The organism is Flavobacterium aestuarii (assembly GCF_040049115.1).
Classification (GTDB): Bacteria; Bacteroidota; Bacteroidia; order Flavobacteriales; family Flavobacteriaceae; genus Flavobacterium; species Flavobacterium aestuarii.
Map to the genome: position 1 here is coordinate 39,770 of NZ_JBDLZZ010000021.1, position 18,674 is coordinate 58,443.

Below are 18,674 nucleotides of genomic sequence, written 5' to 3' on the forward strand. Positions count from 1 at the left end.
ATATTAAAAATCAGCGCTCAATCCAAACATCACTGTTCTCGCCTGAGGATACAGCCCCAAATCTATCCCTGAAGCCCATTTGCCTTCACCAGAATCATCAGCTCCAGAAAAACGAACCTCTGGATCCATTCCATCATAATCCGTAAATGTATACAGATTATTTACAGATACATACACTTTTAGGTTTGACATAAATTTAATATTTGAGAGCACTTCATTAAAATTATAGCCAATCGTTAAGTTATTCACTCTTAAAAAGTCAGCATCGTGCATATAGATATCTGATACATATTGAGTGTTTCTGTTTGATACGGCAGACATTCTAGGTAATCTGTTAGAGGTACCTTCTCCATGCCAACGATTAAATATATCAGAAGTATAATTTTGCTTAGGAGAATCAGCAAATGATCTATATGACTGCATTACCTGCATTCCAAATTTTCCAGCCATTGTCGAATTTAAATAAACCCCTTTATATTCAAAATTCAATTGAATACCCAATTCGAAATCTGGATTAGGATTTCCTAAATAAACTTTATCCTTTTCATCAATAAGACCATCTTTATTTTGATCAACAAAACGTACGTCTCCTGGACGCTGATCATTAAAATATGGAGTTCCGTCTGGTCTTACATAAGCATCTACTTCATCTTGATTTTGTAAAATACCATCGGTCTTATAACCATAGAAGTATCCAATAGGCATCCCAACTTGCACTCTGGAAACTTCACCAGTTCCTTGAGATAATACATTGCTTGGCCCGTGTATTATTCCGTCTGCGTTGGCAATTCTAGTAACTTCATTTTTATTATGAGCACCACTTACAGTAATACCATATTTAAAACCAGCAACTTTATCGTTCCAGTTGACAGAATATTCAACTCCTGAATTTTCAACATCACCTCCGTTTATAAATGGAGGTGGAGCCCCTAAAGTTCCAAGACCTGGAGCCTTAACTAACCAGTCCTTAGTTGTTTTTTTATACCAATCGAAAGTCAATCCTAATCTTGAATCAAATAGTCTAGCATCTATACCCAAATTTAACTGCTCTGATGTTTCCCATTGTATGTCAGGATTTGGCACATTTGCAAGTACCGCTGTTTCACCAGAAACTGGTTTTGTGTCTCCAAAAAAGTACCCAGGAAAAGAATATGTAATATTAGATTGATATTGAAAAGCATCAACTGCTTGATTTCCATTTTGTCCCCAGCTTGCTCTTAATTTTGCAAAATTAAGCACTCCCGAAGTCTTTTCCATAAAATCTTCTTTTGTAATTACCCAGCCCGCCGATACAGAAGGAAAATAACCCCAGTAGTTTTCTTCAGCAAAAATAGAAGATCCATCAGCTCTCATTGTTGCAGAAAACATGTATTTTTCTTTATAATCATACTGCGCTCTAGCAAAAAAAGATTGAGTTCCACCACCATTTGCAGCCCAATCAGCACCGCTGGCACTGATATCATTTATCGAGGCTGGATTTTTCGTATTGTTTAAATAGGCATAATCAGGATTACCAGGAAACAATAATCCATTCCTAGAGGCGTTAATGTTATTATTAATTTGATTTCGGATTAACTCTGTTCCAATTACCCCACTAATTCTATGTTCTCTTAATTTTGTATCATAAGAAAGTGTATTCGTCCATGTAGAGGTAGCACCAAAATATGAATTTTGTGAGGCTCCATTAACATCATCTTTATATAATACACCCAAATGATAAGTTGGATTCATTGATCTTCCATTTCCAAACCAAGAATCAATTCCATAAACCGATTTGAACTTTAAATTTAAAACTGGCTCAATTTCAACAAAGGCATTTCCATTAATACTATTTCCTTTTCCATAATTGAAATTGTGTCGGTAAAACATTACCGCCAATGGATTAGTCTGTCCAGTGTTTAAACCATCTAAAGTAGGTGTATATCCGAACTCATTGATATACCTATCCTTAGAAGTCTGCCAATATGCAGGCTGCAAAGGATTTTGTATTAATGCATTATGCAAATCATTCCAATATATATTACCTGTTGCTACAGATCTATTTTGCCTGTTAGAATAGGTGAAATTTTCTCCAACTGTAATTATATTGTGCTTATCATTCTTTTTTAATACCATTTGAGTATTTAACCTTGCTGTAAGCCTTTTAAATCCAGCATCAACGATATTTCCGCCAATGATACCGTCTTGATCAAAATAAGACAAACCCGCTGAATAAGTGATATCTTCACTCCCACCGGTAATATTTAGTGAGTGACTTACTACTGGTGCGTCTTTTTTTGACATTTCATTAATCCAATTGGTACCTTCCCAACCGTTTTGCAATTGGTTCCATACGTCGTCCCCTAATTGCTTTCCCGCTCCAGGATAAGCACTCTCAAGCCAAGCATTGTCGTGGACAATTGCATTCCAGTCATGAGGAGCCAAACCATCATTAACTCTACCCTCGTCCATTATATACATATACTCTTGCGCATTTAATGGATCTAGATTTTTATATGTGTTTTGAATACCATAATAATAATCATAACTTATTTTTGCCGGTTTACCTTTACGCCCTTTAACTGTCGTAACTAATACAACTCCATTTGCAGCTCGTGAACCATAAATTGCAGCTGATGCCGCATCTTTCAAAACATCGATAGATTCAATATCGGATGGATTTAGATAATCAATGTTACCTACCGATACTCCATCAACAACATACAATGGATTTGAATTACCAATAGTACCTAATCCACGAATTGTTACTCTAGTCCCAGCTCCAGGAGAGCCACTATTCTTAGTAATATTCACACCAGCAGCAATACCTTGAAGGGCTTCCATTGCCGATCCTGTATTTAATGATGCAAGATCTTCTCCCTTAAAGTTAGAACTGGCTCCAGTAAGCAACCCTTTCTTTTGAGTACCATAACCAATAACTACAACTTCGTTTAGGCTCTGGGATTCTGGATTTAATTGAACAGTAATTTGTGACCTTCCACTAATCTGTACAGTTGAAGTTGTGTAACCGACAAAGCTGATTGTCAAGACTCCATTTGAGGGAGCCTTAATTTCAAATTTGCCATCAAAATCTGAGGACGTAGCAGTTGTCGTCCCCTTCAGTAAAATTGTCGCCCCTGGAATAGGCATGCCCTTTTCATCATTTACTTTCCCTCCAATTGTTGTGTCTTGAGCCTGTAGCCCCATTGTGAAAAGCAAAGACGAAATACAAAAAACAAGTACTTTTGTTAATTTCATTTTTCTAAAAATTTTGGTTAATTAATTAGTAATTTGATACAATAATAAGTTAAAAAAAATGAAATATATAATAAAAAAACATTACAAAAACCCATCAATAAGTAAAAATACGGTACTACAAAAATACATCAAATTAATTATAAACATTTAATTTTCAAAACTTTATTAATTAAATTAATTTGTTATTAATATGTTAATTAAAATTTTTACCCTACATTTACAATACAAAAGACATCATATATTATATAAAAAAAAAAAAACACCAGCATTTTATACATTCTCAATAATTACAGTAAATAAACATAAATTCAAATGAATATTAACACATCAATATTTTACAAATTATTACTTATAATTACTACAATCTTAACAACAGCAACGCATGCACAAGTAAAGAGACAGGGAATACCAGACATCAAAAACTATAAAAGAAATGAATATAAAGGCGGTACACAAAATTGGGATATTGATCAGGATAAAAACGGCAATCTATATTTTGCAAATAATAGCGGGCTCTTAAAATTTAACGGCACTAGCTGGCACAAATATTCATTACCAGATAATTCTGCTATCAGGAGTCTGAAAATTGATGACTCCGGTCGAATATATGTGGGGGGAAACAATGAATTCGGGTATTTTTTAAGCGATCAAAAAGGGAATTTAATCTATCATTCATTATCTCAATTATTTAATAAAAATACAAAAATCACCAAAAACATTAATATAATTTGGAAAATCCATTGCTTTCAAGGGGAAGTAATATTTCAGTCCTTCAGTAAAGTTTTCTTTTTAAAAAAGAACAAACTCAGTTATATGGAGGCAAAAAATAAATTTCAATTTTCCTTTTTAGTCAACAACAAGCTATACTTTCAAGATAAAAAAATGGGTCTATTGAATTACTCAAAAGGTAAATTCACTCCTTTAAAAGGAACCACAGCTATTAACAATTCCGAAATATGGGCTATTTTTCCAAATCCTGGCAATAAATTAATATTAGCAACTTTAGAAAATGGATTGTTTGTCTATGAGAACAACACAATAAAACCATGGCAAACTGAGGCAAATGATTACATTAAGAAGAATTCATCACTAGGCGGATGCATGATTAAGAACAAATTACTTGTTTTTAACACCGTTCTAAACGGTATTATAATTACCGATTTTAACGGAAAAATAATGCAGCACTTAAACCGCCAGAAGGGACTTCAAAATAATACTATATTGAAATCTTTTGAGGATCAAAAAAACAATCTTTGGCTAGGATTGGATAACGGGATTACTTTCATAACCGAGAATTCTCCTTTTACCTATTTTGACTACAGCTACAATATGAGTACGGTTTACGCCTCATTAGTTTACAAAAACACATTATATGTAGCTACTAACCAAGGGTTATTTTACCATAATTGGAATGACATATTTCTTGATGAACCATTTAAAAGAGTTGAAGGCACCATTGCACAGGCATGGAACATTCAATTAATTAATGGCCAGCTCCTTTGCGCCAGCAACAATGGAGCATTGCTTATTGAAAATAATAAAGTAACAAAAATACTTGACCATAAGGGATACTTTGGCTTTTTAGAAGTACCAGGTTATCCTAACAGCATTATAGGCGAAAGCTATAATGGTTTTTCAATATTCGAAAAACAAGGCAATAGGCTATCGTTTAAGAACTCGGTAGCAGGTTTTGAAGAAACAACAAACACGTTTGAAACACTTATTGATGAAAATTTTCTTTGGCTTAAAAAAAATGAAAACCTCTATCAAATGAAATTATCAGATGATTTAAAAAAATTTAAAGAAATAAAAATTCATTCAAAAATAAGTGATCTGCATAGAGGCATTGGAAGTATTCAGAAATTAAAAAACAAAATATATTTTCAAACAAACAACCATTTTTACCGTTACTCAAATGAGCAGGAAATTTTTTTTGAAGATAAAAAAATATCTTTATTATTCAAGAACATGCCGACTCTAAATACCGTAATTGAAGATAAAAACGAAAATATATGGTATTGTTACAATGAAACATTGGGCGTGTTACAAAAAAATAAAAACGGGAATTATATTAAAAAACAAATTCCATTTTCAAATTTATCTGGGAATTTAGTCAATAATTACATCTCGATTAATGCAGTAAACCCTAATAATGTTTTCATTGGACTAACAGAAGGACTTGCACATTATGACTTTAGCATTTCAAACAGTTTCATAACACAGCCAAAAGTATTTATTGAAAGTTTCAGCTCATTACAAGACACCATTACAACAGGAAACCTTGTCAATAATTTCGAAAATTACAATTTGGCCTACAGTTCCAATCATGTCAAATTTACTTTTTCGTCCCCCATTTACGAAAATTCACAAAGCACAACGTATTCTTATAAACTAGAGCCTTTTGAAGACAATTGGACCGCTTGGTCTCCTAGTACAATGAAAGAATACACTAATTTGAGAGAAGGCGATTACATTATGAAAGTGAAAGTTAAAAACAGCTATGGAGTAGAATCTGAGCCAGCTAAATTATACTTTACAATTTCTCCGCCGTGGTACAGACACATATTAGCCTATTTACTATATATAATACTAGCTGCTGCAATGGTTTATGCTGGTTACAATAGAGTCAAACAAAAGATTCGAAAAAACAAATATTACGAAACCATTGAACAGCGTAGGCTTTATCTAGAAAAAGAATCGAAAATACGTCAAGGACAACATGAATTAGAAAAAGAAATTGAAAAATTGAAAAATGACAATCTTCAAATCCAAATTCTTGCTAAAGACAAAGAACTTGTAACGAATTCATTACAGGTTGTAAAAAAAAATAAAGTCCTTAATGGAATTTTGCAAAAAGTAAAAGAAATTGACATCAAAGATTTAGACGAACCAACTAAGTTCCAGGTCACTAAATTAAACAAGAGTATTTTAAAAGAAGTAAATAACGATAAAAGCTGGAAAGATTTAGAAAAACATATTAAAAATGTTCATTTTGATTTTTTGAAACGACTTAAAGAAAAATATCCAACAATATCACCACGAGAATTGGACTTATCTACCTACTTGCTGATGAACATGTCAACAAAAGAGATAGCCGAAATAATGAATATCTCAATTGGCGGTGTAGAATTAGCCCGATATAGATTGAGAAAAAAATTGGGATTGAATAAAAAGGAAAACCTGATCGGCTTTTTGATGAGTATTTAAAAAAAATGAGCCAGCGAATTTAAACGCTGGCTCATTTTTTTTAAATAAGTTCCAAAGTCCGCTCAAGAGCCATTCCTCTTGAACCCTTGATAAGAATTATATTATTTTCGAATTTTTTATCTTTAATTGCTTCAGCAAAATTCTCAAAATTATCGAAGAAGAAAAAATTTGTTTTCGATATCCTGTTTTTATAAAAATCTTTACCTATAAAATAACACTTAATAGTATCTTGATTTATCAACAAATCCAACACTCCCTTATGTTCAATAATACTTTCTTCTCCTAACTCAAACATATCACCTAAAAAAAGTATTTTGTCCACTTTTTTTAGAAGAATAAAATTTTCGATTGCTACTTTCATACTGCTCGGATTGGCATTGTAAGCATCCAGAATAATTTCATTTGTACCGCGAGTAATTAATTGTGACCTGTTGTTTTCTGGAATATAAGCCTCCAGCGCCTGCTTGATAGCTTCATTTTTAACTCCAAAATAAATTCCTATCGCAATAGCTGCGTTGACATTATTCGCATTATACAAGCCAATTAAATGCGTTGTAATTTTGTTTTGCAGATAAGATACCGTTACAAAAGGATCAGCTTCAACATGGTCAATATTTACATCAGCAATTTTATTATTTATTCCAAAAGAGAACGCCTTGATTTTGCTTGTCTTTTCGACTTGTATATCATCCTCAAAGTTCACAAAAGCAAGCTTATCATATTTTGAAAGATAATGATACATTTCACTTTTACCCTGAATAACACCTTCAACTCCTCCAAAACCTTCGAGATGAGCTTTCCCAAAATTAGTTATATACCCATAATCCGGCTGCGCGATTTCGCACAAAAATTCTATCTCTTTTTTATGATTAGCACCCATTTCAACAATTCCGATTTCAGTTTGCGCATCAAATGACAATAACGTGAGAGGAACACCAATGTGATTATTTAAATTCCCTACTGTTGCTTTGGTTTTAAATTTTTTAGAAAGAACAGCGTTTATCAATTCTTTGGTAGTTGTTTTGCCATTGCTGCCTGTAAGAGCAATTATTGGCAATTTTAAATAATTTCTATGAAATTTGGCTAATTGTTGCAATGTAGCCAGAGAATTATTAACTAAAATAGTTCTTTCATCAATGAAATAATCCTCATCATCAATCAACACATATGAAGCACCTTTATCTAAAGCTTCTCTTGCAAAAGTATTAGCATTAAAATTATCACCTTTAATAGCAACAAAAAAAGAATTCACCCCTATTTTACGAGTATCGATTGAAACTGAAGTGCATTTTAAAAACAAATTATGAATGTCAATAATATCCATATTGATTATAGTTTAAAAAACAAAAGCCCTAATAAAAGGGCTTTGTTTGTATTTATTTAAAAAAAATTAATTTCTTGGTGTTTTTTTTGTATTTGATTTAGAACCTACTCTAGACATAGCACATCTGAAACCGATATAGTCAGTCGCCATATCTTGTGGAAAAAATCTTCTTTGCGCTGGATCTAGCCAATATGCTCTGTCTCTCCATGAACCACCTTTGTATACACGAACTGCATCGTTAATCAAAGTTGTTCTTTTGTTAGACTTATCATATTTTCTTTCCATATTCCCCAAACTATCAATTTTCACATTTTGTTTAGGCGAATTATACATATTCTCTTTATCAGAAGTCTTTGCATTTTCGGCAGTTGCTCCACCAAATTTGTAAAACTTACTAGATTGTTTATCTCCGTCTCTGTAATTGATATTATCACTAGTACTGAAATTCTGTCTCAAATAAGTTTCATTATCATCAACAGGCACTTGAGCGATTTCACCAGGTAAATGTTTAGGAACTAATTTTCCATTGCTTAATGTGTCATAAACAATATCTTTATTAGTAATGATTTCGATTTTCCCATCTTTACCAATTTTATTCTTAGTATAGACATTTCCTCTAAAATAATTGAAATCATTCGTTTCAACATCAACTATAGGTCTGTAAACATCAGCAACCCATTCGGCAACGTTTCCAGCCATATCATACAATCCAAAATCGTTAGCTGGATATTTTTTAACTTCATTTGTAATATCAGCCCCATCATCAGACCAGCCTGCTATTCCACCGTAATCACCATTACCTTGCTTAAAGTTAGCCAATTGGAATCCTTTATTAGATCTTTTTCCAGAACGGGTGTAGCTTCCAGACCAAGGATATTTCTTTTGACCTTTATAAATATTATATTCTCTTTGGCCTACATCAGCAGCAGCGGCATATTCCCACTCCGATTCTGTTGGCAATCTGTATTCTGGCAATAAAATCCCTGAAGATCTTTGAGCATATACATTTTTCTCTTCGGTAACATTTCCGTTTTTATCTGGTCTTGGTGCTTTTTTAGAAGCTCCTCTGCCTTTTAAAAGAATTTCTTCGTTACCACCGTAAGTCATTGTTGGTGCAGCTAAATACGTTTCAGTATTAAAATTGCTTTCTGCTGAAACATCTAATGTTTTAGCATTTTTTTTCAAATAACCATTTTTTTCAAGTACAGCTTCGTTTACACGATCTGTTCTCCATTTACTGAATTCAACAGCCTGAACCCAATTTACCCCTACGACAGGATAATTAGCATAAGCAGGATGTCTTAAATAGTTATTGGTCATAGTTTCATTATATCCCAATCTATTTCTCCAGACAAGTGTGTCTGGTGAAGCACCTTCATATATGTTTTTATAGTTTTCTTCTGTTGGAGGATACACTTTTTTCAACCATTCAAGGTATTCAAGATACATCAGGTTAGTAACCTCAGTTTCGTCCATATAAAATGACATAACATGCTGCTGGCTTGGCACATTATTCCAATCATGCATTACATCATCTTGAACTAATCCTTTTGTAAAAGTTCCGCCTTCTATAAAAACTAAACCTGGGCCTGTTTCTTGTGGCTTACCAGCTGTTCCTTTAGCAAAACCTCCTTTAGAACTGCTTACATTCCATCCTGTACCTCTTGATGCACTGTCGGATTTAGATTTTTTGCTACAACTAGCTAATCCTAATATTAATGCGCAGGACAGCATTATTTTTAACGGAATAGTCTTATTTACTCTCATAGTTTCTTCTGGTAGGTAATTATTAAAATTTAGGTAGTGCAATGTAATAATTAAAATTAAACTGCAAAACCCTTTTTAATTTAATTTTTAACGTTTTTTTAGATGTATTTTAAAACGCAAAAATATATTTTTTATTACACAAAACAACAAAAAAGACTTTTAATATTTTTTCTTTACTTTTAACCATTCTTTATATTCAAAATTGCTTTAGTTTAATGAAAAATCTAGTCCTTTATTTTATCATGCTTTTACCAATTATGGCTTTCAGCCAAATTAAAGGTGACGCTATTATTGATTGGATAACGAACAACTCATCAGCTTCTGTTAAAACTAAAAATCAAGTACCTGTTTTTAAGGGAGATACTTATTTTTACGACTCATATAACCAAGCGTTATATTATAATTTAAATCTCCAGATCAATGCTGATTTAGATGCAAAAAGTATTCAGATTACCAATATAGTCTACGAATCCATAACAGCATCTTTCATTGGGGATTTAAACCCTTCAAATATACCTTCTGCAATAAAAATGAATCTTTATAGCACAAAATCAAGAAATATTATTCAAAATTTCTTGAGAATTTCTCCCATAATCAAAGATAACTCAGGCTACAAAAGAATAAAATCCTTTTCGTACACGGCCAATAATGGACTTTCAAAAAAAATTAATTCAAATAAAAAAAGTGCAAGCATCATCAATTCGGTTTTATCTACAGGTGACTGGTATCGTTTTTATGTTGAAAAATCGGGAGTTTATAAAATTTCAAAAGATTTTCTTCAACAGCTGGGAATAAACCTCAATGGGATTGATCCAAAAAAAATAAAAATCTATGGCAATGGAGGCAGAATGCTACCTTTGGCCAATAGTGAATATTATCCAGCCGATTTAACCGAAAATGCTATTCAAATCCAAGGAGAAAGCGATGGAGTTTTCGACTCAGGAGATTATATTCTGTTTTATGGTGAAGGAACTTCAAATTGGAATGAAGAAAGTCAAACCCATATTAATTTATACGACACAAAGTCTTATTATTACATAAATGTTCAAGGCAATGATGGAAAAAGAATATTAAATATTGCTCAGCCGGCTGAACTGAGCACGACAGATCTAACAGTATATGATGATTATCAATTTCACGAAGTTGACCGCACAAATATTGCACAAGTTGGCCGTCAGTGGGTGGGAGAATCATTTGAAATTAATGAAAACCAAGAATTCTCATTTGACTTTCCTGCTATTGATGCTTCTGTCCCTGTCAATTTAAATGCTGCATTGGCATCTGCTGCATATACTCCTACTTCTTTTAAAATCGCTGCTAACGGAATTGATGTAGGTACGGTTTCATTCTCATCGTTAATTTCAGGTTCAGAAATACAATACAATAATAAAAGATTATCCAATACGGCTTTTACAGGTTCATCAAACATAAAAATCCAATTAACCTACAACAATAATGGAGTTCCTGGATCTAAAGGTTTTTTAGATTTTATTCAATTAAAAGCAAAGAGCAAACTGCAAGGACGCGGAAAACAGTTTCAGTTTCAGTATGACTTAGCTAATTCAAGCCTAGGCGTAGTTTCATATAATTTTACTAATGCTTCTTCTATTTCGCAAATTTGGAACATAACTGATATTTATAATGTTACAAAAGCCGAAAACAGTAATCAAAACACATTTTCATTCAAAGCAAATTTAGGAGAAGTCCAAAAATACATTGCTCTTGATGTAAATGACTACTACACACCTTTAAAAGAAAGCAAATCCAAAATTGCCAACCATAATATAAAAGGTACAGTATTTAAAAATGCACAAGGGCAATTTCAAGATATTGATTATGTAATTATCACTCCTGATTTTTTGAGAAGTCAAGCTGAAAGGCTAGCTTCATTTCATCGAGTAAATTCTAGCCTAAATGTAAAAGTGCTTACATTAGAATCCATTTATCAGGAATTTTCTTCAGGAAAGCAAGATATTGCTGCAATTAGAAACTGTATTAAATATATTTATGATAATGCTTCTTCTGATGATAAAAAAGTGAGATACATAAATCTTTTCGGAGATGCTTCTTTTGATTACAAAAATAGAATTTTAAACAATAATAACATCGTCCCTATTTATGAAGCACTGATCAGCAACACTATAGGAGAAGCTTCTTTTGCATCTGACGATTTTTATGGATTAATGGATGATAACGAAGGAAACATAACCAACAATTACGGAGGTATTGATATAGCTGTTGGAAGAATGCTGGTCAGCAATAACAATCAAGCAGATGAAATGGCTAATAAGGTCTTCGAATATTATGACAAAAAAGCTTATGGATCCTGGAGAAATAATTATGTAACAATAGCCGATGACTCTGACAAATCTAGTGACGCCACTTTACAATCTAGACAGAATACGCTTGCTGATGAAATCAAGGTTCAGAAACCTTTTTTAAACACATCCAAAATATTTTTAGATTCTTACACGCAAGAAGCCTCTGCTGGGGGCGAAAGATATCCTAAAGCCAAATCTGAATTCTACAATGAATTTACAAAAGGGGCATTAGTTTTTAATTATTTAGGGCATGGCGGAGAAGATGGCTTAGCAAGTGAAAGAATTTGGGACAAAGCCGATAGCCAAAGTTTGAATAATCAATATAAGTATCCATTATTCATAACTATAACTTGCGAATTTTCGCGATTTGATAATCCTGCAAGGCCTACTGCCGGAGAATATATTTATTGGAATGCAAAAGGAGGAGCAATCTCATTAATTTCGACAATTCGAGAAATTGGGCAATATAGTGCAGAAAACTTTAACGATGTTTTTGCAAAACACCTTTTTTCTTACGGTTCTAATCAATACGTTTCTATTGCTGAAGCCTTAAGGGTTTCGAAAAATGAGAACTCAAATGCTGCAACAAATGTGGTTCTTTACTTAGGTGATCCCGCTCTTTTTCTCGCTATTCCAAAACCAAAAGTTGTGTTAACCAAAGTTAACGATATTCCAATCAGTCAGCCAATTCCAGATTTTCAATCATTAGCAAAAATGAAAATTTCTGGAGAAGTAACAGATGAAAATAACATTCCGATTACAAATTACAGCGGTGTCGTTTCCGCCATTTTATTTGATAAATCGATAACAAAGAGCACTTTAAATAATGATGGGAACAGTCCAGCCATAAACTTTACTACATTGGGCGAAGCGATTTTTAGAGGAAATGCATCAGTAACCAATGGGCAATTCGAGTGCAGTTTTATAATTCCTAAAGATATTCGCATTCCGGTAGATAATGGCAGAATGAGTTTTTATGCCCAACAAAACCAAGCATTAACAGATTTTACAGGATATGACACTACAATAAAAATAGGAGGAATAAATGAAAATGCTGCGACAGACAATAATAGTCCAAAAGTAAAGTTATATATGAATGATGAAACTTTTGTCTCTGGAGGAATAACTAATGAATCGCCTGTTTTTATTGCCTACATGGAAGATGAAAATGGTATAAATACAGCAGGAGGAATAGGCCATGATATAGTTGCAGTATTAGATGGAGATGTAAGTAACCCAATTGTATTAAATGATTATTATCAAACAGAGCTTGATAGTTATTCAAAAGGAAATTTACATTTTCCTCTTAGAAATTTAAAAACAGGGCTTCATACAATTTCATTTACTGTTTGGGATGTATATAATAACCCATCAACATCTGAGATACAATTTTTAGTGGTCGGGAACGAGACTGTAACATTGACAAATGTCTTAAATTATCCTAATCCATGCGTAAATTATACAGAATTCTGGTTCACTCACAACAAGCCAAATGAACCGCTAGAAGTACAAGTACAGGTATTGACAATTACAGGAAAAGTAGTCTGGACAAAAAATCAGACTATTACTACCTCTGGTTTTTTATCTAGAGAAATAACATGGGACACTAGAGATGATTTTGGAAATAGAATCGGTAAAGGAGTATATGTTTATAAGCTTATCGTAAAGGCAACATTATCTAATAAAAGAGCAGAAAAGATTGAAAAACTTGTCATTCTTTAATAATATAGTATATTTATGCCAAATTAATTTTTTATAAAACAATGAAAAAAATCCTTTTTTTAGTTACCTTATTATATTCCTTTAATTTTATTCTAGCCCAAGAAAATAATATTACAACTGCAGTACCTTTTCTTCTTGTAGCTGCCGATGCACGAGCGGCTGGTATGGCAGATAATGGAGTAGCAACCTCACCTGACGGTTTTTCACAGCAGTGGAATCCTTCCAAGTATGCTTTTGCTGAAGATCAGCATGGTTTTTCTGTAAGTTACACCCCTTATTTAACCGAATTAGTTAATGATATTTCTTTAGCACAATTAAACTACTTCAATAAATATAGCGACAAAAGTGCCTTTGGAGCTAGTTTCAGGTATTTTGGATTGGGTGACATAATATTAAGAAAGGATTATGATGATGAAGGACTAACAGTTTCGCCAAATGAATTTGCTTTTGATTTATCATATTCTCTAAAATTGAGCGAAAAATTTTCTATGGCAGTAGCTGGCCGTTTTATAAATTCTAATCTAAAAGTAGCTACGGCCAATAATGACTCATCATCTTCCAGCAGCTTTGCTGTAGATGTTTCAGGTTTTTTCCAATCAAAAGAGATTGCATACAGTGATTTTAATGGAAGATGGAGAGCGGGATTTAATTTCCAGAATATGGGACCTAAAATGAGTTATGACAACGATGATATAAACAGGAATTTTCTGCCGGCCAATATGAAGCTTGGAGGCGGTTTCGATTTCATTTTAGACGAATACAACAAAGTGGCTGTAAATCTTGAATTCAGTAAATTATTAGTCCCTACTCCACAGGTATATAATACTAGCAAAGGTATTTATGAAGGTGAAGACATGAACAATGACGGAATAGTTGACAGTACTGATTACAGTTTAGCTAATGAAGAATATGAAAACATTGGATGGTTTGCAGGTATGTTTCAATCATTTACAGATGCTCCAGGAGGATTTAGTGAAGAGTTAAAAGAATTTACATACTCTTTAGGGTCGGAATATATTTATCAAGATTCGTTCTCGTTCCGAGCTGGATATTTTCATGAAAACCCTGATAAGGGAGCAAGAGAATTTTTCTCACTGGGGGCAGGTTTTAAATACAGCTCTGTCAAAGTAGATGTTTCATATTTGTTCTCAACATCCAAAGTGCAAAACCCACTGGAAAACACTTTGCGTTTCTCTTTATCATTTAATTTTGGTGAGAAATACGAAAACTATTAGAAATCAAATTATTAAAACTCAGGAAAATCCAGTTTCGATATTGAAATTTGGATTTTTTTGGTTTTATACACATTATTAGTTAACTTCAGCAAAATGGTAAATCAATAACTGTACTCAAATGAAAGAAATAGAAATTACCTCAAAAATTAATGTTTTTGAATCTATTGAAGAACTGTCTCAATTGGAGCAAAATTTAATTAAAAAAGCTATTGAAGTAAGAAAAAGTGCTTATGCTCCCTATTCTAAATTCAAGGTCGGAGCTGCAGTTTTATTAGATAACGGAGAAATAATTATTGGTTCAAATCAGGAAAACGCAGCATATCCATCTGGACTTTGCGCAGAAAGAGTTGCCATATTTCAAGCTGGAGCACTTTACCCTCACTCAGCCATATTAAAAATAGCAATTACTGCATCATCAGATAACAATCCAACATCAGTTCCTGTTCCACCATGCGGTGCCTGCAGACAATCAATATCTGAATATGAAATACGCCAGAACAGTCCAATAAAAATTTATTACATGGGCGAAACGGGCGAAATCCATCAATCAGATTCATTAAAAAATTTGCTCCCATTTATGTTTGATAACAAATTACTTTAAAAAAGAACTAAAAATTAGCTTTTAAATTTTAGTTCTTACTAGGAATGTCTTATTTTTGCATCCCGACCCCTTTGGGGCGCAAATTTGTGGTGAGGAAACTATTTTGCGTTACTAGGTCATGATTGATAAAACAACAACACTTAAGCAAAAGAATTATTTCAGATGAAAGAAGTTACAAAAGAAGTTTATTTAAAGTGGTATGAAGACATGCTCTTTTGGAGAAGGTTTGAAGACAAACTTGCAGCATTATACATTCAGCAAAAAGTTAGAGGTTTTCTTCACTTATATAATGGTCAAGAGGCCGTTTTAGCAGGTGCTTTGCATGCTATGGACTTGACTAAAGACAAAATGATTACTGCCTACAGAAATCACGTTCAGCCAATCGGTATGGGCGTTGACCCAAAACGCGTTATGGCCGAACTTTTAGGTAAAGCAACTGGAACATCCAAAGGAATGGGTGGGTCAATGCATATTTTTTCTAAAGAACACCGTTTTTATGGTGGACATGGAATTGTAGGCGGTCAGATTCCATTGGGAGCTGGTTTAGCTTTTGGAGACAAATATAATGGAACTGGCGGAGTTACTATGACATATTTTGGTGATGGAGCAGCGCGTCAAGGTTCATTACACGAAGCATTCAATATGGCAATGTTATGGAAACTTCCTGTAGTATTTATTGTTGAAAACAATGGATATGCAATGGGAACTTCTGTTGAAAGAACAGCAAATCATACTGATATCTGGAAATTAGGTTTAGGATACGAAATGCCATGTGGACCAGTTGATGGCATGAATCCTGTAAAAGTTGCCGAAGCAATGACCGAAGCCATCGAAAGAGCTAGACGAGGTGATGGCCCAACATTTTTGGAAATGAAAACATACCGATATAGAGGACACTCAATGTCAGATGCTCAATTATACCGCTCTAAAGAAGAGGTTGAAGAGTACAAAAAAATAGACCCGATCACTCAGGTTTTAGATGTGATTTTGGATCAGAAATATGCTACTGAAGAAGAAGTCGAGGTAATTGATCAAAGAGTAAAAGATAAAGTTGAAGAATGTGTTCAATTTGCTGAAGAGTCTCCTTATCCAGACATTCAACAGTTATACGATGTAGTATACGACCAAGAAAACTATCCATTCACACCTCATAAACTATAATCAATTATGGCAACAATTGTAACAATGCCCCGCTTGAGCGATACTATGACTGAAGGAACGGTAGCAGCTTGGCTTAAAAAAGTAGGAGACAAAATAAGCGAAGGAGATATCTTAGCAGAAATTGAAACCGACAAAGCAACAATGGAATTTGAATCCTTCAACGAAGGAACTCTTTTATATATCGGAATACCAGAAGGAGAAACTGCACCAGTAGACTCTTTGCTGGCAATTATCGGAAAAGAAGGCGAAGACGTATCTGCTCTAATTGCAGGAGGTTCAGCACCTGCTCCAGCCGAATCTGCACCAGTTGCGGATGAAACAAAAGCACCCGAAGTGGCATCTGCTCCTGCAGCTGTATTGCCAAAAGGGGTAATCGTAGTAACAATGCCTCGTTTGAGTGATACAATGACTGAAGGAACAGTAGCTTCTTGGCTTAAAAAAGTAGGAGACTCTGTTGCGGAAGGTGATATACTTGCTGAAATTGAAACTGATAAAGCTACAATGGAATTTGAGTCTTTCAACGAAGGAACTTTATTATACATTGGTATACAAGAAGGAAATACAGCTCCAGTAGATAGTCTTTTAGCTATTATTGGACCTGCAGGAACAGATATCAGCGGTATTGCAGAAAATTATAAAACTGGTGGCACTGCTCCAGCACCTGCAGCAAAAGAAGAAACAAAAGCCGCTGTTACTGAAGCTGCAGCACCGATTGCTGAAACAGCTACCGATGGAAAAAGAATTCTAGCATCACCATTAGCTAAAAAAATAGCAAGTGACAAAGGAATTCAATTAACACAAGTAAAGGGATCTGGTGAAAATGGACGTATTGTAAAAAGTGATATCGAAAACTTCACTCCAGCAGCTGCAACGTCTAATTCAAGCACAACAAAACCTGCGGAAACTACTAAAGCAGAAGCTCCAAAAGTATTTGTACCAGCAGGAGATGTTTTTACCGAAGAAATCAAAAATTCGCAAATGCGCAAGATTATTGCTAAACGTTTGTCTGAATCTTTGTTTACCGCACCTCATTACAATCTTGTGATAGAAGTTACAATGGACGATGCTATGCAATCAAGGACTGTCATCAATTCAGTTCCAGACACCAAAGTATCTTTCAATGATATGGTAATCAAAGCTTGTGCATTAGCATTGAAAAAGCACCCAAAAATCAACTCACAATGGAAAGAAGATGCTATTATTATCAATCACCATGTAAATATTGGTGTAGCTGTTGCTGTTGAAGATGGATTAGTAGTTCCTGTGTTAAAATTTACAGACGCTATGAGCCTTTCTCAGATTGGCGCTAGTGTTAGAGATCTTGCAGGAAGAGCTAAAAACAAAAAACTGGGACCACAAGAAATGGAAGGAAGCACCTTTACAGTTTCTAATCTTGGAATGTTTGGTATAACCGAATTTAATTCAATTATTAACCAGCCAAACTCTGCAATTTTATCTGTAGGAGCAATTGTAGAAAAACCAGTAGTTAAGAATGGCCAAATTGTGGTTGGAAACACTATGATGCTTTCGTTAGCTTGTGATCACCGTACAATTGATGGTGCCACCGGCGCTCAATTTTTACAAACATTAAAACAATACATCGAAAATCCGGTAACTATGCTTGCATAAGCAGCTTCATTTTTAATAACAAAACCCGTTTTGAAAATTTCAGAACGGGTTTTTCGTTTTAGACATAACGCTGATTTACAGCAAGTAATAGAAAAACAACTGCATTCTCCTAAAGATTTTTTGCCTCATAATAATTACTGCGGTAAGGCATTATTATCAAGTGATAAATAATCATATAAAAAGCCATTTTGGAGCTAAAATAAAATCACTATTAAAATAGAGTCCTATAACCCAAATTTACTTCCTACAAGTAATTTTAAAAAACTTCTCTTAATTCATGAAGTGACCTTAAAGAATATTTTGTCATTTAATCTTATGTTTAAAGATGAAGCGGTTTGAGTTATTTATTTCTTCCTCTTCAGATTATCCCTTTTGTTCTTGATCCGAAAAAATGGATCAAGAACAAAACCTGGGGAGGAATGTCAAAATAAAATCAGAAATTTGTAGTCTAAGAATTATATATGACTCCA

Annotated in this window: 9 protein-coding genes; 6 read left to right on the forward strand and 3 right to left on the reverse strand. The window is 33.7% G+C overall.

All coding sequences use genetic code 11. From position 1 onward, the window contains the following. Positions 1-3 precede the first annotated feature (3 nt). Positions 4-3,237: a SusC/RagA family TonB-linked outer membrane protein gene (locus ABEG11_RS17240; protein WP_348825427.1), complete on the reverse strand. Its 3,234-nt coding sequence runs from the start codon at positions 3,235-3,237 to the stop codon at positions 4-6. Positions 3,238-3,549: 312 nt separating this feature from the next. On the opposite strand from ABEG11_RS17240, the gene ABEG11_RS17245 reads away from it, so the two are divergent. After that, on the forward strand, positions 3,550-6,444 hold the full coding sequence (locus ABEG11_RS17245) for a helix-turn-helix and ligand-binding sensor domain-containing protein (RefSeq protein WP_348825428.1): 2,895 nt from the start codon (positions 3,550-3,552) through the stop codon (positions 6,442-6,444). 40 nt (positions 6,445-6,484) lie between these two features. Here the strand turns inward: ABEG11_RS17245 and ABEG11_RS17250 are convergent, their stop codons facing one another. Further along, positions 6,485-7,768 carry a UDP-N-acetylmuramoyl-tripeptide--D-alanyl-D-alanine ligase gene (locus ABEG11_RS17250; RefSeq protein WP_348825429.1) on the reverse strand — a complete coding sequence of 428 codons (1,284 nt, stop codon included), beginning with the start codon at positions 7,766-7,768 and terminating at the stop codon, positions 6,485-6,487. Positions 7,769-7,834: 66 nt separating this feature from the next. Then, positions 7,835-9,535 (reverse strand): gliding motility lipoprotein GldJ, encoded by a 1,701-nt coding sequence (gene gldJ, locus ABEG11_RS17255; protein WP_348825430.1) that lies wholly within the window; start codon positions 9,533-9,535, stop codon positions 7,835-7,837. Between the two features lie 215 nt (positions 9,536-9,750). On the opposite strand from gldJ, the gene porU reads away from it, so the two are divergent. The 5 genes from porU to ABEG11_RS17280 all read left to right on the forward strand — a co-directional run bounded on the left by porU (position 9,751) and on the right by ABEG11_RS17280 (position 18,204). After that, positions 9,751-13,578: a type IX secretion system sortase PorU gene (porU, locus tag ABEG11_RS17260; RefSeq protein WP_348825431.1), complete on the forward strand. Its 3,828-nt coding sequence runs from the start codon at positions 9,751-9,753 to the stop codon at positions 13,576-13,578. A 41-nt stretch (positions 13,579-13,619) separates the two neighbouring features. Continuing rightward, positions 13,620-14,813 (forward strand): type IX secretion system outer membrane channel protein PorV, encoded by a 1,194-nt coding sequence (porV, locus tag ABEG11_RS17265; RefSeq protein ID WP_348825432.1) that lies wholly within the window; start codon positions 13,620-13,622, stop codon positions 14,811-14,813. Positions 14,814-14,931: 118 nt separating this feature from the next. Then, a complete protein-coding gene (gene cdd / locus ABEG11_RS17270; protein WP_348825433.1) occupies positions 14,932-15,414 on the forward strand; it encodes a cytidine deaminase in 483 nt (160 codons plus the stop codon). A 162-nt stretch (positions 15,415-15,576) separates the two neighbouring features. After that, the gene (pdhA, locus tag ABEG11_RS17275; protein ID WP_348825434.1) at positions 15,577-16,575 is read left to right on the forward strand and encodes a pyruvate dehydrogenase (acetyl-transferring) E1 component subunit alpha; all 999 of its coding nucleotides are present in this window, start codon (positions 15,577-15,579) and stop codon (positions 16,573-16,575) included. Positions 16,576-16,581: 6 nt separating this feature from the next. Beyond that, complete coding sequence (locus tag ABEG11_RS17280; protein WP_348825435.1) at positions 16,582-18,204, forward strand: dihydrolipoamide acetyltransferase family protein; 1,623 nt, start codon at positions 16,582-16,584, stop codon at positions 18,202-18,204. Positions 18,205-18,674 lie beyond the last annotated feature (470 nt).